17 protein-coding genes are annotated in these 19,615 nt (G+C 55.5%); 5 read left to right on the forward strand and 12 right to left on the reverse strand.

The features are described 5' to 3' along the window. Position 1: 1 nt before the first annotated feature. The 11 genes from mraY to leuO all read right to left on the reverse strand — a co-directional run bounded on the left by mraY (position 2) and on the right by leuO (position 12,784). Complete coding sequence (gene mraY, locus ACOYA6_RS13240; protein ID WP_422654819.1) at positions 2 to 1,084, reverse strand: phospho-N-acetylmuramoyl-pentapeptide-transferase; 1,083 nt, start codon at positions 1,082 to 1,084, stop codon at positions 2 to 4. Then, positions 1,078 to 2,436 (reverse strand): UDP-N-acetylmuramoyl-tripeptide--D-alanyl-D-alanine ligase, encoded by a 1,359-nt coding sequence (murF, locus tag ACOYA6_RS13245; protein ID WP_422654820.1) that lies wholly within the window; start codon positions 2,434 to 2,436, stop codon positions 1,078 to 1,080. Before murF ends, mraY begins: the two co-directional genes overlap by 7 nt. Continuing rightward, on the reverse strand, positions 2,433 to 3,920 hold the full coding sequence (gene murE, locus ACOYA6_RS13250; RefSeq protein ID WP_139564330.1) for a UDP-N-acetylmuramoyl-L-alanyl-D-glutamate--2,6-diaminopimelate ligase: 1,488 nt from the start codon (positions 3,918 to 3,920) through the stop codon (positions 2,433 to 2,435). The genes murF and murE overlap by 4 nt, the downstream gene beginning before the upstream one ends. Next, positions 3,907 to 5,673 carry a peptidoglycan glycosyltransferase FtsI gene (locus tag ACOYA6_RS13255; RefSeq protein WP_039030380.1) on the reverse strand — a complete coding sequence of 589 codons (1,767 nt, stop codon included), beginning with the start codon at positions 5,671 to 5,673 and terminating at the stop codon, positions 3,907 to 3,909. Before ACOYA6_RS13255 ends, murE begins: the two co-directional genes overlap by 14 nt. Before the next feature lie 15 nt (positions 5,674 to 5,688). Further along, on the reverse strand, positions 5,689 to 6,054 hold the full coding sequence (gene ftsL / locus ACOYA6_RS13260) for a cell division protein FtsL (RefSeq protein ID WP_039030381.1): 366 nt from the start codon (positions 6,052 to 6,054) through the stop codon (positions 5,689 to 5,691). Continuing rightward, on the reverse strand, positions 6,051 to 6,992 hold the full coding sequence (gene rsmH, locus ACOYA6_RS13265; RefSeq protein WP_422654821.1) for a 16S rRNA (cytosine(1402)-N(4))-methyltransferase RsmH: 942 nt from the start codon (positions 6,990 to 6,992) through the stop codon (positions 6,051 to 6,053). Before rsmH ends, ftsL begins: the two co-directional genes overlap by 4 nt. Positions 6,993 to 6,994: 2 nt before the next feature. Further along, the gene (mraZ, locus tag ACOYA6_RS13270; RefSeq protein WP_039030383.1) at positions 6,995 to 7,453 is read right to left on the reverse strand and encodes a division/cell wall cluster transcriptional repressor MraZ; all 459 of its coding nucleotides are present in this window, start codon (positions 7,451 to 7,453) and stop codon (positions 6,995 to 6,997) included. A 599-nt stretch (positions 7,454 to 8,052) separates the two neighbouring features. Continuing rightward, complete coding sequence (cra, locus tag ACOYA6_RS13275) at positions 8,053 to 9,057, reverse strand: catabolite repressor/activator (protein ID WP_039030384.1); 1,005 nt, start codon at positions 9,055 to 9,057, stop codon at positions 8,053 to 8,055. 179 nt (positions 9,058 to 9,236) lie between these two features. Next, complete coding sequence (gene ilvN, locus ACOYA6_RS13280; protein ID WP_032616525.1) at positions 9,237 to 9,728, reverse strand: acetolactate synthase small subunit; 492 nt, start codon at positions 9,726 to 9,728, stop codon at positions 9,237 to 9,239. A 1-nt stretch (position 9,729) separates the two neighbouring features. Then, entirely contained in the window at positions 9,730 to 11,454 is a 1,725-nt protein-coding gene (gene ilvI / locus ACOYA6_RS13285) for an acetolactate synthase 3 large subunit (protein WP_422654822.1), read from the reverse strand. 385 nt (positions 11,455 to 11,839) lie between these two features. Further along, the gene (gene leuO, locus ACOYA6_RS13290) at positions 11,840 to 12,784 is read right to left on the reverse strand and encodes a transcriptional regulator LeuO (protein WP_039030386.1); all 945 of its coding nucleotides are present in this window, start codon (positions 12,782 to 12,784) and stop codon (positions 11,840 to 11,842) included. A 635-nt stretch (positions 12,785 to 13,419) separates the two neighbouring features. Between leuO and leuL the strand changes: the two genes are divergently transcribed. From leuL to leuD, 5 genes are all read left to right on the forward strand, one after another. After that, positions 13,420 to 13,506, forward strand: a complete 87-nt coding sequence (gene leuL, locus ACOYA6_RS13295) for a leu operon leader peptide (RefSeq protein ID WP_072036675.1) — start codon at positions 13,420 to 13,422, stop codon at positions 13,504 to 13,506. A gap of 94 nt (positions 13,507 to 13,600) precedes the next feature. Beyond that, the gene (gene leuA / locus ACOYA6_RS13300) at positions 13,601 to 15,172 is read left to right on the forward strand and encodes a 2-isopropylmalate synthase (RefSeq protein WP_039030387.1); all 1,572 of its coding nucleotides are present in this window, start codon (positions 13,601 to 13,603) and stop codon (positions 15,170 to 15,172) included. After that, a complete protein-coding gene (gene leuB, locus ACOYA6_RS13305) occupies positions 15,172 to 16,263 on the forward strand; it encodes a 3-isopropylmalate dehydrogenase (protein WP_422654823.1) in 1,092 nt (363 codons plus the stop codon). Before leuA ends, leuB begins: the two co-directional genes overlap by 1 nt. A 2-nt stretch (positions 16,264 to 16,265) precedes the next feature. Further along, positions 16,266 to 17,666, forward strand: coding sequence for a 3-isopropylmalate dehydratase large subunit (leuC, locus tag ACOYA6_RS13310; protein WP_039030389.1), 1,401 nt, complete (start codon positions 16,266 to 16,268; stop codon positions 17,664 to 17,666). A 10-nt stretch (positions 17,667 to 17,676) separates the two neighbouring features. Then, on the forward strand, positions 17,677 to 18,282 hold the full coding sequence (gene leuD, locus ACOYA6_RS13315) for a 3-isopropylmalate dehydratase small subunit (protein ID WP_422654824.1): 606 nt from the start codon (positions 17,677 to 17,679) through the stop codon (positions 18,280 to 18,282). A gap of 55 nt (positions 18,283 to 18,337) precedes the next feature. On the opposite strand, the gene ACOYA6_RS13320 is transcribed toward leuD, so the two are convergent. Then, positions 18,338 to 19,516 carry a sugar efflux transporter gene (locus ACOYA6_RS13320; RefSeq protein ID WP_039030391.1) on the reverse strand — a complete coding sequence of 393 codons (1,179 nt, stop codon included), beginning with the start codon at positions 19,514 to 19,516 and terminating at the stop codon, positions 18,338 to 18,340. Positions 19,517 to 19,615 lie beyond the last annotated feature (99 nt).

The raw sequence follows: 19,615 nt of genomic DNA on the forward strand, positions 1-19,615 counted from the left end.
ATTAACGTACCTTCAGCGTTGCCAGGCCAATCAGCACCAGCATCAGCGAAATAATCCAGAAGCGCACGATGACGCGCGGTTCCGGCCAGCCTTTCAGTTCATAGTGGTGATGGATAGGGGCCATCCGGAAGATGCGCTGTCCGCGCAGCTTGAATGAACCCACCTGCAGGATCACCGACAGGGTTTCAACCACAAACACGCCGCCCATGATCACCAGCAGGAACTCCTGGCGCAGCAGCACGGCGATAATGCCCAGCGCGCCGCCCAGTGCCAGCGAACCCACGTCGCCCATAAAGACCTGCGCCGGGTAGGTGTTAAACCACAGGAACCCTAAACCTGCTCCGACAATCGCCGTGCAGACGATCACCAGTTCACCGGCATGACGCAGATACGGAATGTGCAGATAGCTGGCGAAGTTCATGTTGCCGCTCGCCCACGCCACCAGCGCAAAGCCCGCCGCCACGAAGACGGTAGGCATAATCGCCAGGCCGTCGAGGCCGTCAGTCAGGTTTACTGCGTTACCGGTACCGACAATCACGAAGTAGGCCAGCAGGATGTAGAACAGGCCCAACTGCGGCATCACGTCTTTGAAGAACGGCACCACCAGTTCGGTGGCTGGCGTGTCTTTGCCTGCCAGATAGAGCGCAAACGCCACGCCCAGCGCAATCACCGACATCCAGAAATACTTCCAGCAGGCGATCAGGCCTTTGGTGTCCTTGCGCACCACTTTGCGGTAGTCATCGACGAAACCGATAATCCCGTACCCGACCAGCACCACCAGCACGCACCAGACGTACGGGTTTGACGGATAAGCCCACAGCAGCACCGACACCACAATCGCGGTAAGGATCATAATGCCGCCCATGGTCGGCGTACCGCGTTTGCTGAAGTGTGATTCCGGACCGTCGTTACGCACAACCTGACCGAAAGAGAGTTTTTGCAGACGGGCAATCATGCGCGGGCCCATCCACAGCGAGATGAACAGCGCAGTCAGCAGGCTGACGATGGCGCGAAACGTCAGATAGGAAAAGACGTTAAAGCCGGAATAATATTTGACCAAATGCTCGGCCAGCCAAACTAACATGTCCCATTCTCCTGTAAAGCGTGCACAACCTCTTCCATGGCGGCACTACGTGAACCTTTCACTAAAACTGTCACTATTTGTTGTTCTGCAACCAGCGCCCTGAGGCGGGCGATCAACGCCGCTTTATCGGCAAAATGCTCACCGACGCCGCTGGCCTGGCTGATATTTTTACTGAGATGACCGGCGCTTAACACGCGATCGATACCGGAGGCTTTCGCCGCCTCACCCACCTCGGTGTGGCAGGCCTCGCTCTCATCACCCAGCTCGGCCATATCTCCGACCACCATCACGCGATAGCCCGGCATCTCAGACAGCACCTGTACGGCGGCGGTCATAGAGCCGACGTTGGCGTTGTAGGAGTCATCCAGCAGCAGTTTGTTTTCTGCCAACTGAACAGGGAACAGGCGTCCAGGGACGGCTTTGAGGTTTGCCAGCCCGGCTTTGATAGCCGATAGCGGCGCGCCGACGGCCATCGCCAGCGAACTTGCCGCCAGGGCATTGGCGATGTTGTGGCGACCCGGCAGGGGCAGCAGCACATCCACATTGCCGGTTGGGGTCTGGAGCGTAAATTCGGTGCCGTGGGAGGTCACGTGGACGTTGGTCGCGGTGAAGTCGCTGTTGGCAGCATTCGGCGAGAAGCGCCAGGTTTTACGATCCCCGATGACGCTTTTCCAGTTCAGCCAGTCGTTGTTATCGGCATTCATAATGGCGATGCCGTTTGCCGGCAGGCCGGTATAAATCTCGCCTTTCGCTTTCGCCACGCCTTCGAGTGAGCCGAAACCTTCGAGGTGCGCCGCAGCAAGGTTGTTCACCAGCGCCGCTTCCGGACGGGTCAGATTGACGGTCCAGGCGATTTCACCCTGGTGATTAGCCCCCAGCTCGATCACCGCAAATTCGTGCTCGGGCGTCAGGCGCAGCAGCGTCATCGGCACGCCGATGTCGTTGTTCAGATTGCCTGCGGTATAAAGCGTGTTGCCACACTGCGAGAGGATGGCGGCGGTCATCTCCTTAACGGAGGTTTTACCGGAGGAGCCGGTCAGCGCCACAACGCGCGCCGGAACCTGCTGGCGAACCCATGCCGCCAGCTCACCAAACGCCAGACGGGTATCTTTCACTACCGCCTGTGGCAGGTCGTTATCCAGCTTACGGCTTACCAGCAGTGCGCCAGCACCGGCGGCTTTCGCCTGTTCTGCAAAATCGTGGGCATCGAAACGCTCACCCTTCAGCGCCACAAACAGGCAGCCAGGGGTGATTTTGCGCGTGTCGGTGGTGACAGCATCGAAGGTCAGATCGTCGCCGCTGACGTCAGCGCCCAGGATCCTCGCCAGCTGGTTTAGCGTTACGCTAATCATGCCACCACTCCCAGCAGACGCGCCGCGGTCACACGGTCGGAGTAATCCAGACGGTTGGTGCCGACAATTTGATAGTCTTCGTGGCCTTTACCGGCCAGCAGCACTACGTCGTTTTCGTTAGCCTGCATAATGGCGTTGGTCACCGCTTCTGCGCGGCCTTCCACCACGCGGGCGCGACCCGCATCCAGCATACCGGCCAGAATGTCGTTGATGATGGCGCGCGGCTCTTCGGTGCGCGGGTTGTCATCGGTAACTACCGCGATGTCCGCGAACTGCTCGGCAATAGCCCCCATCAGCGGGCGTTTGCCTTTGTCGCGATCGCCGCCGCAGCCAAAGACGCACCACAGCTTACCGGCACAGTGCAGGCGCGCGGCTTCCAGCGCTTTTTCCAGTGCGTCCGGCGTGTGGGCATAATCCACCACCACGGTCGGTTTGCCAGGGGCAGTGAACACTTCCATACGACCACAGACCGGCAGCAGGCGCGCGGAGGTGCTGAGCAGGTCCGCCAGCGGATAATCCAGTGCCAGCAGGGTGGCGAGAGCCAGCAGCAGGTTGCTGACGTTGAAGGCCCCCATCAGGCGGCTTTCGATTTCGCCTTCGCCCCATGAGGAGGTAAAGCGAATGGTCGCCCCGCTGTCGTGGTAGGTCACGTCGGTGGCTTTCAGCCAGCGGCCGTGGCAGTTCGGGTTGATATGGTCGGCCATGGAGACCGCAACGGCATCCGGCAGCTTAGCCAGCCAGCGGCGTCCCACTTCGTCATCGGCGTTGATAATCGCCTGACCGCAGTGATGCGTGGCATACAGTTGCCATTTCGCCGCTTCGTAGTTTTCCATATCGCCATGGTAATCGAGATGGTCCCGGCTCAGGTTAGTGAACACGGAGGCCGCAAATTTCAGGGCCGCAACACGGTGCTGTACCAGCCCGTGGGAAGAGACTTCCATTGCCGCGAAGGTAGCGCCCTGCCCTGCCAGGCCCGCCAGCACGTGCTGGACGTCGACCGCAGAGCCGGTGGTGTTTTCCGTTGGGTTGACTTTGCCCAGCAGGCCGTTGCCCACGGTTCCCATTACCGCGCTGGTTTCACCCAGCAACTGCGCCCACTGCGCCATCAGCTGCGTGGTCGTGGTTTTACCGTTAGTCCCGGTGACGCCAACCAGACGCAGCCGGTCAGAGGGTTCGTTATAAAAACGTCCCGCCAGCGCAGAGAGACGTTCATTCAACTGGCTGAGGTAGATGACCGGCACGCCGTGCATTTCACGGATTTCACCGTCAGTGGCCTCATCTTTTGCCTCAGCAATAATGGCAGCTACACCTTGCGCTATCGCCTGCGGGATATACCGACGCCCGTCCGCCTGATGACCCACTACTGCCACAAAAAGATCGCCCGACGCAGCCAAACGGCTGTCGAGTACCATCTCTCGCAGTACTCGCGCAGGTAAACCTGATACCCACGGAGCAAGAAGGTCGCGCAAATTACGATCTGCCACCTGTTCCCTCGCCTTGATTAATTACAAATTCACTTTTCTCGCCCGTTGCCAGCGCATCCGGCTCGATGTTCATGGTGCGCAGTACGCCGCCCATGATGGCACCGAAGACCGGCGCGGAAACGGCGCCACCGTAGTATTTACCCGCCTGTGGATCGTTGATGACCACCACCAGCGCAAAACGCGGATTACTCGCAGGCGCAACGCCTGCGGTGTATGCAATGTATTTATTGATGTAGCGGCCGTCCGGACCGACTTTTTTCGCCGTACCGGTTTTGATCGCGATGCGATAGCCTTTGATCGCCGCCTTCACGCCGCCGCCGCCGGGCAGCGCCACGCTTTCCATCATGTGAACGACGGTACGGACGATCGATTCCGGGAAGACGCGCTCACCGGGAACCGGGGGATCAACTTTGGTGATTGAGAGCGGGCGATAGACGCCATAGCTGCCAATCGTTGCATAGACTCGCGCCAACTGTAACGGTGTTACCATTAGCCCGTAGCCGAAAGAGAAGGTGGCCCTCTCTATGTCAGACCACCGTTGTTTTTGAGGATATAAGCCACTGCGTTCTCCGACCAACCCCAAATTGGTCGCTTTTCCCAGCCCAAAACGTGAGTAAGTTTCTACCAACGCTGAGGACGGCATCGCTAACGCCAGCTTAGAAACGCCGACGTTACTCGACTTCTGTAAAACCCCGGTGAGGGTCAATTCGCTGTAACGCGCCACGTCTTTGATTTCGTGACCGTTAATTCGGTAAGGAATGGTGTTGAGCACGGTATTTTCATTGACGATGCCGCGCTGCAGGGCCGTCATCACCACCATCGGTTTGACCGTTGAACCCGGCTCGAAGACGTCAGTGATCGAACGGTTACGCATGGCGTCTTTGGCCGTTCCGGCAAAATTGTTCGGGTTGTAGGACGGGCTGCTGGCCATCGCCAGCACTTCGCCAGTGCTGACATCCACCAGTACCGCACTGCCGGATTCCGCTTTGTTAAAGGCCACGGCGTTATTCAGCTCACGATACACCAGCGCCTGCAGACGTTCGTCAATGCTCAGCGCCAGGTTGTGCGCCGCCTGGCTATCCGTTGAAGAGATATCTTCAATTACGCGGCCGTAGCGGTCTTTACGCACCACGCGCTCGCCCGGTTGACCGGTCAGCCACTTATCGAAGCTCTTCTCTACGCCTTCAATACCCTGGCTGTCGACGTTAGTGAAGCCGATCAGGTGGGCAGTCACTTCCCCGGATGGGTAGTAGCGACGTGACTCTTCACGCAGGTGAATGCCGGGCAACTTCAGTTTTTTGATGTAGTCGGCCATGTCAGGGTTAACCTGACGCGCAAGATAGATAAAGCGCCCTTTCGGGTTGGCATTCACGCGCGCCGCCAGCTGATCGAGCGGCATTTTCAGCGCGTCTGACAGCGCTTTCCAGCGGTTATCCAGCGAGATCCCACCGGCGTCATGCAGCTCTTTAGGATCCGCCCAGATCGCTTTTACCGGCACGCTGACCGCCAGCGGACGACCCGAGCGGTCGGTGATCAGGCCGCGCGAGGTGGAGACTTCCTGAACGCGCAGGGAACGCATGTCACCCTGACGCACCAGCATGTCGGGCGCAATGATCTGCAGCCACGCCACGCGTCCCAGCAGGAAACCCAGCGCCAGTAAAATGCAGCCGCACAGCAACGCAAAACGCCAGCTGATAAAGCTGGCCTGTTCTTCCTGACGTTTTGGTTTTAGCGCCTTCGCCGCCGATTTCATGCGTCGCGTTTTTCCTTATTTTTGTACTACGATATTTTCCTGAGAAGGATCAACATGCTGCATCTGCAGCTTTTCCGTTGCGATCCGTTCAACCCGGCTATGATCGCCGAGCGCATTTTCTTCGAGGATCAGATTTCGCCACTCGATATCCAGCGCATCACGCTCCAGCACCAGCTGTTCGCGCTGCGCCGTTAACAAACGGGTATGGTGAGCGGTGGTCACGACAGTGACCGCCGACACAATGATGCAAATAAACAGGCACAGTGGCAGCTTGCCGAAACGCAACAGATCGTCCCAGATGACGCCGGGCAAGGCATGACGCTCGTTGCTGCTAAGCGAATCTTTAACCTTGCTGAAGGTATCTGCCACCTTGCCAATCATGCGCTCGTCCTTTCTGCAATACGCAGCACGGAACTACGGGCGCGTGGGTTCTCTTCCACTTCTGCTTCGCCCGGCATTAATTTGCCCAATGCCCGCAGCTGACGACCACCCAGCTTTTTGAGCTGCTCTTCCGTCATCGGTAACCCGGCCGGAACCTGCGGGCCGCGGCTTTGCTCGCGCATAAAGCGCTTCACGATGCGATCTTCCAGCGAGTGGAAGCTGATAATCGACAGGCGCCCACCCGGGGCAAGCACGCCAAGTGAACTCTTCAGCGCCTGCTCGATCTCGTCCAGCTCGCTGTTCACCCAGATGCGAACGGCCTGGAAGGTGCGGGTGGCGGGATGTTTGTATTTGTCCTTCACCGGGGTTGCCGCGGCGATCACTTCCGCCAGCTCTTTGGTGCGGGTCATCGGCTCAATGCGGTTGCGCTCAACGATGGCTCGGGCTATACGCTTGCCAAAACGCTCTTCACCAAAGGTTTTGATCACCCAGGCGATATCGGCTTCTTCGGCGGTTTGCAGCCACTCGGCGGCGGACTGGCCGCGCGTTGGATCCATGCGCATGTCCAGTGGACCATCGCGCATAAAGGAGAAACCGCGTTCAGCATCGTCAAGCTGCGGTGAGGAGACGCCAAGATCGAGAAGAATGCCGTCGATCTTGCCGGTTAAACCACGCTCGCTGACGTAATCAGCCAACGCGGAAAAAGGACCGTGAACGATGGAAAAGCGTGGGTCATCGATGGTTTTTGCCACCTCAATCGCCTGTGGATCGCGATCGATTGCCAGCAAACGGCCTTCCGCTCCCAGTTGGGAGAGGATCAAACGCGAGTGACCACCCCGGCCAAAAGTGCCATCAATATAGATGCCATCAGGACGAATATTCAGGCCATTGACGGCCTCATCCAGTAGCACCGTCGTATGTTTATAATTTTCCATCATATTTATAGAGACAAATCCTGCAATCGTTCCGACAATGTCGCGGAATCAGACTGCTCTGCGTCGATATCTTCCTTGACCCGTTGATACCAGGCCGTTTCATCCCACAGTTCAAATTTATTGAACTGTCCGACCAGCATCACTTCTTTTGTCAGACCGGCATGTTGCCGCAGCACAGGCGCAATCAACAGACGCCCCGCGCTATCCATCTGACATTCACTGGCATGACCCAATAACAGCCGCTGCACGCGGCGTTCCTGCGGGTTCATGCTCGACAGTCGAGACAGCTTTTGCTCAATGATTTCCCATTCAGGCAAGGGGTAAAGCAGCAGGCAGGCGTGGTTGATGTCAATGGTGCAGACCATTTGACCAGAAGCGCTCTCGTTCAGCCGATCGCGATATCGTGTTGGGACCGATAAACGCCCTTTGCTGTCGAGATTGACTAACGTCGCTCCACGGAACATGCCAGTCTCACCCCTCCTCACCACTTTTACCCACAAATTCCCACTTAAGGGAGTTTACGGAGCGATGGAAAAGCTTGTCAAGCCAGGACTTCCGCGACATCAGTCTAAATGTTACTGATTTACGAACGGAAGTTAATCAGGCTATTAACCGTACAACTGGCGAGGCAAAATTAACGTGATGAATATTTGCGAGAAAAAACTCAGATATGCATACCAGCGTTAAAAATCACTCATCTCATCGCAACGAAATATAAAGTGTCAGTTTGCGACGCGGGCGGCATTTTAAGCCATATTCTCGGGGGATAACAGCGCCAGATTCAACGCGGCCGCCATGCCGGTAGCGCGTAAACAGAGAGTGGGATAGTGCAAGGGAAAAAATGGCTGATAATTCAGCAATAGCGATCGGTTATGTAACAAAATAATACAATTGATGTCATCTATGGCAATTAAATAAACATGAAAAGAAGTTTTAAATAGCCAGGGGAAATAAAAAGCATAGCAGGCGATGTGTTTTAGAGAATTATCTTAAAAATAATAAGGGAATTCCTGCGTGCAGTAATGGCAATAAATACAGGGCAGCTTTCACTGCCCTGCTACCCTTACGTACGGCTTAATATGCCACGACGGTAGAGATTACGACGGATGCGCGTTAGCCCTGGTTTAGGCTTACGCGGCTCATCGAGGCTCGCCAGTACGATCTCCAGCACCCGTTCTGCCACGTCGCGATGACGCTGGGCAACGGCCAGCACCGGACACTGCAGGAAATCGAGCAGCTCGTGATCGCCGAAGGTCGCAATCGCCAGATCCGAAGGCAGCTTGCCCTCGCGGCGCAACGTCACATCCATCACCCCCTGCAGCAGCGCAAAAGAGGTGGTGAACAGCGCCTGCGGCATCGGATGGGTTTCCAGCCACTTCTCAAAAAGCTGCGCCGAGGCTTCACGCTCGTAGCTGTTGGCATAGAGGAAGTCCACTTCGCGGGGATCGTCTTTCCATGCGGTGCGGAACCCTTGCTCGCGCAGGAAGCTCACGGAAAGCTCAGGTAAGGCGCCCAGATAGAGGACGTTTTCCGCCGGGAAGGTCCGCAGCTCCGCCGCCAGCATCTCGGCATCATCCTGATCGGCACCCACTACGCTTGTAAAATGTTCGCGGTCTAATGCACGGTCGAGGGCGACAATAGGGAAGGAATCATTGGCCCAGCGCTGGTAGAACGGATGCTCCGGGGGAAGTGAGGTTGAAACGATAATGGCATCAACCTGACGCTGCAGCAGGTGCTCAATACAACGCATTTCATTATCGGGCTGATCTTCCGAACAGGCGATCAACAGTTGATAGCCGCGCTGACGCGCCTGGCGCTCAAGGTAGTTTGCGATCCGGGTGTAACTGGTGTTTTCCAGATCCGGGATCACCAGGCCGATCGAACGGGTGCGGCCGGCGCGTAAACCTGCCGCGACAGCATTCGGATGGTAGTTATGTTCACGAACCACGGCCATCACTTTCTCAACGGTCTTGTCGCTGACCCGATACTGCTTCGCTTTACCGTTAATCACATAGCTTGCCGTTGTTCGCGACACGCCGGCGAGCCTGGCGATTTCATCCAGTTTCACAATTGCCCCTTAAAAAGTATAAAAGAGTCCATGACCTTGTCAGGGTTAAGACTAAATCTTGTAACATCTAAGCGCAGAATAGTCTGTGCGGCAACCGCTTTTGTCCGTACAACGGCATCGGTGCGCAAAAAAAAGCCCGGTTAATCGCACCGGGCAATAGAGAGGCGAACTTTTTATCCTTAACGCATCACTTTGTCACCGCGAGAGAGCCCCACGACGCCAGAACGCGCCACTTCAACAATTTTTGCCACATCCCGCACCGAGGCAAGGAAGGCATCCAGCTTATCGCTGGTACCGGCAAGCTGAACGGTGTAGATAGACGGGGTGACATCGATGATCTGCCCACGGAAAATATCCGCGTTGCGTTTCACCTCTTCACGCCCGTAGCCGGTGGCCTGAATTTTCACCAGCATGATCTCGCGTTCAACGTAAGCCCCCTGCCCCAGCTCGCTGACGCGTAAGACATCCACCAGTTTATGCAGCTGCTTTTCGATCTGCTCCAGCACCTTGGCATCACCCACCGTCTGAATGGTCATGCGGGAAAGCGTTGGATCGTCCGTCGGGGCAACCGTCAGGCTTTCGATGTTATAGCCGCGCTGTGCAAAGAGCCCAATCACGCGCGACAGCGCCCCGGACTCGTTTTCCAGTAATACAGATAATATCCGGCGCATATCAGGTTCTCTCCGTTTTGCTTAACCACATTTCATCCATACCGCCGCCGCGAATATGCATCGGATAAACATGTTCAGTGCCATCCACAACCACATCAACAAAGACCAGACGGTTATTTTTAACGTGCTCAAGGGCTTCGCTGAGCTTCGCTTCCAGCTCTGCCGGATTGTTGATGCGCATACCAATGTGGCCGTAAGCTTCTGCCAGACGCACAAAATCAGGCAACGAGTTCATGTAAGACTGCGAATGACGACCGGAATAGATCATGTCCTGCCACTGCTTCACCATGCCCAGATAGCCGTTGTTCAGGTTGAGCACCAGCACCGGCAGCTCATACTGCAGCGCGGTGGAGAGCTCCTGGATGTTCATCTGGATACTGCCATCGCCGGTCACGCAGACCACCGTCTCTTCCGGTAACGCCAGCTTAACGCCCAGCGCGGCAGGCAGGCCAAAGCCCATGGTGCCGAGGCCGCCGGAGTTGATCCAGCGACGTGGCTTATCAAACGGGTAATAGAGCGCGGCGAACATCTGGTGCTGGCCGACGTCAGACGTAACGTAAGCCTCGCCGTTGGTCAGCCGCCAGAGGGTTTCAATCACCGCCTGCGGTTTGATGTTCTCGCTTTGGGTGTCGTACTTCAGACACTGACGCGCACGCCACTGCTCAATTTGCAGCCACCAGTCACGAATATCATCGAGCGGCTGAACATAGTTTTCCTGCGCCAGCAGCTCCAGCATCTGATCCAGAACCTGACGTGCGTCGCCCACAATTGGCACATCCGCCGGAACGGTTTTGGAAATAGAGGTAGGATCGATGTCGATGTGCAGCACCGTGGCATTGGGGCAGTATTTCGCCAGGTTATTGGTAGTGCGATCGTCAAAGCGCACCCCCACGGCAAAGATGACATCGGAATTGTGCATCGTCATGTTAGCTTCATACGTGCCATGCATGCCGAGCATACCAAGCGCCTGGCGATGCGTGGCCGGGAACGCCCCGAGTCCCATTAATGAAGAGGCTACCGGCAGATTCAGCTTTTCGATAAGCGTCCGCAGCTGTGTTTCACACTGGGCATTGACCGCTCCGCCGCCAACGTACACCACCGGTTTTTTGGCCGTCGCCAGGGTTTGCAGGGCGCGCTTAATCTGGCCCTTGTGCCCCTGAGTGGTTGGGTTATAAGAACGCATGCTGACCGACTCTGGCCAGACATAAGGCAATTTGTTTGCCGGATTCAGAATATCTTTGGGAAGGTCAACCACCACCGGCCCCGGACGTCCGCTGGCCGCCAGCCAGAAGGCCTTTTTCAGCACGCCCGGAATATCTTCCGTCTGCTTGACCAGGAAACTGTGTTTCACCACCGGACGCGAGATGCCAACCATGTCGCACTCCTGAAAGGCATCGTAGCCAATCAGCGAGGTCGCAACCTGACCGGAGAGCACCACCATCGGGATGGAATCCATATAGGCCGTGGCGATACCGGTAATAGCGTTGGTCGCGCCAGGACCGGATGTCACCAGCACAACGCCCACCTCACCTGTCGCACGCGCCAGTCCGTCGGCCATATGCACGGCAGCTTGCTCATGACGCACCAGGACGTGATCGATACCGCCAACGGTATGTAGTGCGTCGTAAATATCGAGGACCGCGCCCCCAGGGTAACCGAACACTTGCTTCACGCCCTGATCGATTAACGATCGGACGACCATTTCGGCGCCAGACAACATCTCCATGATTTGCCTCCAGGCTTATCGTTTCAGACGGACAGGAGATCCAGGTTCTGAGCCGTCATTTTTGTCAGGGTTACCCCTGGCGATTTTTATTGTGCAGAGTGACAGTTACCATAACCGCTCGCCGGAAGGCAGGCAATTAGCAAACCTCGGCTGGCGCATAAACCAAAAAGAAGAAATAAGAGGTATTAATATTTGTTATGGATAAATCTACTACGATAACGAGGAGGAGTGAGCGTTCGTCATTTGAAAAGGGGGAGGCGCAGGAATTCATGCATTTTTACTGCCAGACAATAACAATAAAAAATTCACCAACAGAATAAAATTTCAGAAATAATCAGAGAGTCAGGATAAATAACAATAACACTGAAATTTATCCTGACGGTGTTTATCGTCGGCAGACGCTGACCAGCAACTCTTCCATCCACTGATGGCCTTTATCGCGACCGGCTGCTTCATGCCATGAGAGATAGCAGGTACGCGAGTTAAGGTTCAGCGGCAGCGGCATAATTCGCAGGTTCAGCGGCTCGGCAAACTCTTCAACCAGCCAGCGCGGGGCAATGGCGACCAGGTGGGTTTGCGAGACAATATTCAATACGCTGACCATCGCCATTCCCTGATAGGCCACACAGGCCTGCTTATCTGGCGTGTCGTACCATGGCTGGCTAAATGAAGCGTAGCGATCGAGGGCGACAACCGCATGCTGTTCGCGATAAATATCGCTTTCCAGCAACATACCATTCAGGCGCGGATGGGTTTTGCTGGTCACCAGCACCATTTCATCTCTGAATAACGGCACGCAGGAAAACTCCGGGCGACGAAACTCTTCGTAGCCAATAACAAACTCCGTTTCCTGATACCGCAGCTGATGTTCCGTATTCTGGTTAAGGGATGATTTGAAAACCAGCTGAATATTAGGTGCAACCTCCTCAACCTTATTATAAATAAGCGAGGTGAGATAATTATCCAGAGGGCTACAAACGCATAAATGGAAAATACGCTCGCTGCTGCTGGAGTCAAACCCCGATCCCGGCAGTTCATTCTGCACCAGCTGTAGCGCCTGGCGTACCGATGCAAACAGCTGATAGGCCCGGGCAGTAGGCTGAATACCGCGGCCATAACGAACAAATAATTCATCGTTAAACATGACCTTGAGTCTTGCGACAGCATTGCTGACAGCGGGCTGCGACATCCCCAGAGACTGGGCGGCGCGCGTAATATTTTGCTCCTGCATCACCGCATCAAAGACAGTTAAAAGGTTCAGATCCACCGTACGAAGTTGGGGTTTCGTCCCCTCTGACACAGGCGATTTTTCGCTACTTTCTTCAGACATATCCTGCTCCACTGTCACGCTGAACTCCCTTTTCTCGTGTGCAACAATAAATTTAAAAAATATGATTTATCACGCATATAAAACAAGCTAAAGAGAAATGTTACAAATTAGGAATATATAAATACCCGTCAGCAGTGACAGGACTAAGGCATAAGATAAGAGAACATGTTCAAAAAACAACAAAACATATCAATTAGTTTATATTGCAAATGAAACCATAGATCACACAAATAAACAACATGGCATTTCGTTAAGGTCCAATTAAGTACTAATGAAAGATTAATAGTAAAATAATTAAATTAATTAACATTTCATTATCGGGAAAATTACTTTCTCATCTTTCTCGACTGTCTCATCATGGTAACTTAATGAAAGTTAAAGAATTCAAAAGCCAGACTTATTGTTTCGAAAGTTTAAACAATTGCAATTAAATATATTCAAATAATTCCACCGTTAAATTCGCCGACATAAATCAGAAGAACAAAATTGTCTGACAGGGAAAAACCAGCACAATAAGCTAATTTCATTCTGACATGTCAGGGGAGCAAAGGGCCGTTTTCACATCTGAGGGGTTGACATCAAACCGCGTATCCAGTACCACTAAAAGCATATCTTATTTCTCTGGGGCATGACTCATGATTCACAGCACTCGTTTCACCGGTCTACTACTACTAAACGCATCCACTGTGCGCGGTAGACTGGCGGGCGAAATTCAGCGTTGAATCGTTCCCCCGGTTAAGACAAAAAACCCGCGCCACTGCGCGGGTTTTTTTATGCTCGTAGCAAGGCGCCCAAATTCAGACAAGGACCTAAACCATGAGCCAGCAAGTCATTATTTTCGATACGACCTTACGTGACGGTGAACAGGCATTACAGGCAAGCCTGAGCGTTAAAGAGAAATTGCAGATTGCTCTGGCCCTTGAACGTATGGGCGTAGACGTAATGGAAGTGGGCTTCCCGGTCTCTTCTCCAGGTGATTTTGAGTCCGTTCAGACCATCGCCCGCACCATTAAAAACAGCCGGGTCTGTGCGCTGGCTCGCTGCGTCGAGAAAGATATTGATGTCGCCGCGGAGTCGCTGAAAGTCGCCGAAGCCTTCCGTATTCATACCTTTATTGCCACCTCGCCGATGCATATCGCCACCAAGCTGCGCAGCACGCTGGATGAGGTGATCGAGCGCTCCATCTATATGGTAAAACGCGCCCGTAACTATACCGACGACGTTGAGTTCTCCTGTGAAGATGCAGGCCGTACGCCGATTGACGATCTGGCCCGTGTGGTTGAAGCGGCCATCCGTGCCGGTGCCACCACCATCAACATCCCTGATACCGTCGGCTACACCATGCCGTTCGAGTTCTCCAATATCATTACCGGCCTGTATGAGCGCGTGCCGAACATTGATAAAGCGATTATCTCTGTTCATACCCATGACGATTTAGGCCTGGCGGTGGGTAACGCCATTGCCGCGGTCCATGCCGGCGCACGTCAGGTTGAAGGCGCCATGAACGGTATCGGCGAGCGCGCCGGTAACTGCTCGCTGGAAGAAGTGATCATGGCGATCAAAGTGCGCAAAGACATCATGAATGTGCAGACCCGCATCAATCATCAGGAGATCTGGCGCACCAGCCAGACCGTCAGCCAGATCTGCAACATGCCGGTCCCGGCGAATAAAGCGATTGTTGGCACCGGTGCTTTCGCCCACTCCTCCGGTATCCACCAGGACGGCGTGCTGAAGAACCGTGAAAACTACGAAATCATGACCCCGGAATCTATCGGTCTGAATCAGGTGCAGTTGAACCTGACTTCCCGCTCTGGCCGTGCGGCGGTAAAACACCGCATGGAAGAGATGGGTTACAAAGATACCGACTACAACATGGATCACCTGTACGACGCCTTCCTGAAGCTGGCCGATAAGAAAGGTCAGGTCTTTGATTACGATCTGGAAGCGCTGGCGTTTATCAACAAGCAGCAGGAAGAGCCAGAGCATTTCCGTCTGGACTACTTCAGCGTGCAGTCGGGTTCAAGCGATATAGCCACCGCCTCCGTCAAGCTGGCCTGCGGTGAAGAGATTAAAGCCGAAGCGGCTAACGGCAACGGTCCGGTCGATGCCATCTACCAGGCCATTAACCGCGTCACCGATTACGACGTTGAACTGGTCAAATATGACCTGACGGCGAAAGGCCAGGGCAAAAACGCGCTGGGTCAGGTCGACATCGTGGTCAACTATAACGGCCGTCGCTTCCACGGCGTGGGCCTGGCGACCGATATCGTCGAATCCTCCGCTAAAGCCATGGTTCACGTCCTGAACAATATCTGGCGCGCCGCGGAAGTTGAAAAAGAGTTGCAACGCAAAGCTCAGAATAAAGAGAACAATAAGGAAACCGTGTAATGTCGAAGAATTACCATATTGCTGTGTTGCCGGGTGACGGAATTGGCCCGGAAGTTATGGCACAGGCGCTGAAGGTTCTGGAAGCTGTCCGCACCCGTTTTGCGATGAAAATTACAACCAGCCACTACGACGTGGGCGGTATCGCGATCGATAACCAGGGTACGCCGCTGCCGCAGGCAACGGTGACCGGCTGTGAGAATGCCGACGCGGTATTGTTCGGTTCCGTGGGTGGCCCGAAATGGGAACACCTGCCGCCGGCCGAGCAGCCAGAGCGCGGCGCGCTGCTGCCATTACGTAAACACTTCAAGCTGTTCAGCAACCTGCGTCCGGCCAAACTGTATCAGGGTCTGGAAGAGTTCTGCCCGCTGCGCGCCGATATCGCCGCCAACGGCTTCGACATTCTGTGCGTCCGTGAACTGACCGGCGGCATCTACTTCGGTCAGCCGAAAGGCCGTGAAGGCAGCGGCCAGCACGAAAAAGCGTTTGATACCGAGGTGTATCACCGTTTTGAGATCGAACGTATCGCCCGTATTGCGTTCGAATCTGCCCGCAAACGCGGCCATAAAGTGACTTCAATTGATAAAGCGAACGTGCTGCAATCTTCGATCCTGTGGCGCGAAATCGTCAACGAGATCGCTCAGGAGTACCCGGACGTTCAGCTGGCGCATATGTATATCGACAATGCCACTATGCAGCTGATTAAAGAACCGTCCCAGTTCGACGTACTGCTGTGCTCCAACCTGTTCGGCGACATTCTCTCCGACGAGTGCGCGATGATCACCGGCTCTATGGGCATGCTGCCATCCGCCAGCCTGAACGAAGAAGGTTTTGGCCTGTACGAACCGGCAGGCGGCTCCGCCCCGGACATCGCAGGCAAAAATATTGCGAACCCGATTGCGCAGATCCTCTCTCTGGCGCTGTTGCTGCGCTACAGCCTGAACGCTGACGACGCGGCGACGGCCATCGAAAACGCCATCAACCGCGCGCTGGAAGAAGGCATTCGCACCGGTGATTTGGCCCGTGGTGCGGCCGCAGTCGGTACTGATGAAATGGGTGATATCATCGCCCGCTATGTCGCTGAAGGGGTGTAATCATGGCGAAGACGTTGTACGAAAAATTGTTTGATGCGCACGTGGTCTTCGAAGCGCCGAACGAAACCCCGCTGCTCTATATCGACCGCCACCTGGTGCATGAAGTGACGTCCCCGCAGGCGTTTGATGGCCTGCGCGCGCACCATCGCCCGGTGCGTCAGCCTGGTAAAACCTTTGCGACGATGGACCATAACGTCTCGACGCAGACTAAAGACATCAACGCCTCCGGTGAGATGGCGCGAATTCAGATGCAGGAGCTGATTAAGAACTGCAAAGAGTTCGGCGTTGAGCTGTACGACCTGAATCACCCGTATCAGGGGATTGTCCACGTGATGGGTCCTGAGCAGGGCATCACCCTGCCAGGGATGACCATCGTCTGCGGCGACTCCCATACCGCGACCCACGGCGCGTTCGGCGCCCTGGCGTTCGGTATCGGCACCTCAGAAGTAGAACATGTGCTGGCGACTCAGACCCTGAAACAGGGCCGCGCGAAGACCATGAAAATTGAAGTTACCGGCGAGGCTGCCCCGGGCATCACCGCCAAAGACATCGTGCTGGCGATCATCGGTAAAACCGGTAGCGCAGGCGGTACCGGGCATGTGGTGGAGTTCTGCGGCAGCGCAATTCAGGCCCTGAGCATGGAAGGTCGTATGACCCTGTGCAACATGGCCATTGAAATGGGTGCGAAAGCCGGTCTGGTTGCGCCGGATGAGACCACTTTCGCCTATGTGAAAGATCGTCTGCATGCCCCTAAAGGCCAGCATTACGACGACGCGGTCGCCTACTGGAAAACCCTGAAAACCGACGAAGGCGCGGTGTTCGACACCGTTGTCACCCTGCAGGCCGAAGCGATTGCGCCTCAGGTCACCTGGGGCACTAACCCGGGCCAGGTCATCTCCGTTAACGACAACATTCCCGATCCGGCCTCGTTCGCCGATCCGGTTGAGCGCGCCAGCGCAGAGAAAGCGCTGGCCTATATGGGTCTGAAACCGGGCGTGCCGTTGACCGACGTGAACATTGATAAAGTGTTTATTGGCTCCTGCACCAACTCGCGCATTGAAGATCTGCGCGCGGCGGCAGAAGTGGCAAAAGGCCGTAAAGTGGCACCGGGCGTACAGGCGCTGGTGGTTCCTGGCTCCGGCCCGGTAAAAGCGCAGGCAGAAGCCGAAGGCCTGGACAAGATTTTCATCGAAGCAGGCTTCGAGTGGCGTCTGCCGGGTTGCTCCATGTGTCTGGCCATGAACAACGACCGCCTGAATCCGGGCGAGCGCTGCGCCTCCACCAGCAACCGTAACTTTGAAGGTCGTCAGGGGCGCGGTGGGCGCACACATCTGGTTAGCCCGGCGATGGCCGCGGCCGCCGCAGTGACCGGCCATTTCGCTGATATTCGCAGCCTGAAATAAGGAGACCATCATGGCAGAGAAATTTACCCAACATACTGGCCTGGTGGTCCCTCTGGACGCGGCTAACGTCGATACCGACGCCATCATTCCGAAGCAGTTTTTGCAGAAGGTGACCCGCACCGGTTTTGGTGCCCACCTGTTTAACGACTGGCGTTTTCTGGATGACAAAGGCGAAGTGCCAAATCCGGAGTTCGTGCTGAACTTCCCGGCATTTAAAGGGGCGTCGATCCTGCTGGCGCGGGAAAACTTTGGCTGCGGTTCATCGCGCGAGCATGCACCGTGGGCGCTGACCGATTACGGTTTCAAAGTGGTGATTGCGCCGAGCTTTGCCGACATCTTCTACGGCAACAGCTTCAACAACCAGCTCCTGCCGGTCACCTTAAGCGACGAGCATGTCGATGAGCTGTTTACATTAGTGCAAAGCAACCCGGGCATCACCTTCGAAGTGGATCTGGAAGCGCAGGTGGTCAAAGCCGGGGAGAAAACCTACAGCTTTAACATCGACGCCTTCCGCCGCCACTGCATGATCAACGGTCTGGACAGCATCGGGCTGACCCTGCAGCACGAAGAGGCGATTTCCGCCTACGAGAATAAACAGCCAGCCTTTATGAGCTAAAGATTTAACCCGCACGATAAAGAGTCCATTGCACGAGCAATGGACTCTTTTTTATTCAGACATCTTTAACCCGCCAGGTGAGCACCAGCGTCACCAGCGAAATCCCCGCAATAGCCAAGTAAACCGCAGAATGACCGTAGCTTTGCGCCAGCGCCCCCTGGACGATCCCCGCCAGAATCACGCCGGTTGAAATGCTATTGGTAAATAACGTCGTGGCAGAGCCCGCACGTCCCGGCATCAAATCCTGGAACCAGAGCATGCCGATCCCGGCGATGATGCCGATAAAGACCGCGTTAAACAGCTGCAGGGCGAGCAGCGCTTCACGGCTGTGAAACAGGATCAATCCCAGATAAAACAGCACACCCGCCGCCACCGCAACCACCATCATCCGGCGCTTGCCGAAATATTTCACGTAGTAGCCTGCAAGGATCATCGCCGGGATTTCCAGCCCGGCGGCGGTGCCCATTAAGATCCCGGCCAGCTTGTCAGGCAGGCCCAGATCGCTGCTGATCCACAGCGGCATGTCGATGATATACATGGTGTTGCAGGTCCACATCAGCGTGGAGGCGATAAAGAGCCTGCGGACATTTTTGTTTTTCCAGCCGCTGACCTCGGTCACCGGCACGGCGGTCGCCGATTCCACCCGCGCAACGGAAGGCAGCGCGAAGGCAATCAGCCCCAGGCTGATGGCAAAAATGGCCGCCGCAATGGAGAACATGGCGGTAAAGCCGTAGTTAAGCGCCAGCATAAACGCTAGCGGCGGGCCGATAACCCACGCCAGCGAAAGCTGGGCACGCATCACCGAGCTGAACATCACCACTTCACGCGCGGAGCTGTCGGCATATTCCCGCGCCAGGGCAAACAGCTGCGGCATGGCGGTGTTGGCAAGTGAGGCCAGCAGCACGCCGCAGGTTAATAAGGTCAGATAATGACGGTTAAAGGCAAACAGCAGCGCGTTGCCAATCGCCATCGCGCAGCAAAAGAGGATTAGCTTGCGGCGATCGCCCTGGCTGTCGGAACGCTTCGCCAACCAGAGGCTGACCAGGATCCCGGCGACGGCGTTGACGGTATAGAACAGCCCCACCCAGAAAGGTTGAGCGCCCACCTCGCGGCTCAGGAACAGACTCAGGGTCGGCGCCTGCAGTGCCCCGGCTACGCCCATCATAAAAGCCACCATTAAAAAAGCGGCATAAACACCGTTGAGACGGCGTCCCATCGTCATTAACCAGAGCATTCACTGTTCCCTTTAGCGCACGTGAAAACGAAAAAAGCCAGCAGATAATACCTGCTGGCGTGGTGATTGGCACCAATACTCAGTCACACATGATCGAAG

This window comes from Leclercia barmai (assembly GCF_049312895.1).
In the GTDB taxonomy this organism is placed as follows: domain Bacteria; phylum Pseudomonadota; class Gammaproteobacteria; order Enterobacterales; family Enterobacteriaceae; genus Enterobacter; species Enterobacter barmai.

Excerpts from the sequence above, each read along its gene's own strand:
- leuA (WP_039030387.1), top strand. The coding sequence starts at position 13,601 with ATGAGCCAGCAAGTCATTATTTTCGATACGACCTTACGTGACGGTGAA.
- ACOYA6_RS13320 (WP_039030391.1), bottom strand. The coding sequence starts at position 19,516 with ATGCTCTGGTTAATGACGATGGGACGCCGTCTCAACGGTGTTTATGCC.
- ilvN (WP_032616525.1), bottom strand. The coding sequence starts at position 9,728 with ATGCGCCGGATATTATCTGTATTACTGGAAAACGAGTCCGGGGCGCTG.
- ACOYA6_RS13255 (WP_039030380.1), bottom strand. The coding sequence starts at position 5,673 with ATGAAATCGGCGGCGAAGGCGCTAAAACCAAAACGTCAGGAAGAACAG.
- mraZ (WP_039030383.1), bottom strand. The coding sequence starts at position 7,453 with ATGTTCCGTGGAGCGACGTTAGTCAATCTCGACAGCAAAGGGCGTTTA.
- leuD (WP_422654824.1), top strand. The coding sequence starts at position 17,677 with ATGGCAGAGAAATTTACCCAACATACTGGCCTGGTGGTCCCTCTGGAC.
- ftsL (WP_039030381.1), bottom strand. The coding sequence starts at position 6,054 with ATGATTGGCAAGGTGGCAGATACCTTCAGCAAGGTTAAAGATTCGCTT.
- murF (WP_422654820.1), bottom strand. The coding sequence starts at position 2,436 with ATGATTAGCGTAACGCTAAACCAGCTGGCGAGGATCCTGGGCGCTGAC.
- leuO (WP_039030386.1), bottom strand. The coding sequence starts at position 12,784 with ATGTCTGAAGAAAGTAGCGAAAAATCGCCTGTGTCAGAGGGGACGAAA.
- leuL (WP_072036675.1), top strand. The coding sequence starts at position 13,420 with ATGATTCACAGCACTCGTTTCACCGGTCTACTACTACTAAACGCATCC.
- leuC (WP_039030389.1), top strand. The coding sequence starts at position 16,266 with ATGGCGAAGACGTTGTACGAAAAATTGTTTGATGCGCACGTGGTCTTC.
- rsmH (WP_422654821.1), bottom strand. The coding sequence starts at position 6,992 with ATGATGGAAAATTATAAACATACGACGGTGCTACTGGATGAGGCCGTC.
- leuB (WP_422654823.1), top strand. The coding sequence starts at position 15,172 with ATGTCGAAGAATTACCATATTGCTGTGTTGCCGGGTGACGGAATTGGC.
- ilvI (WP_422654822.1), bottom strand. The coding sequence starts at position 11,454 with ATGGAGATGTTGTCTGGCGCCGAAATGGTCGTCCGATCGTTAATCGAT.
- mraY (WP_422654819.1), bottom strand. The coding sequence starts at position 1,084 with ATGTTAGTTTGGCTGGCCGAGCATTTGGTCAAATATTATTCCGGCTTT.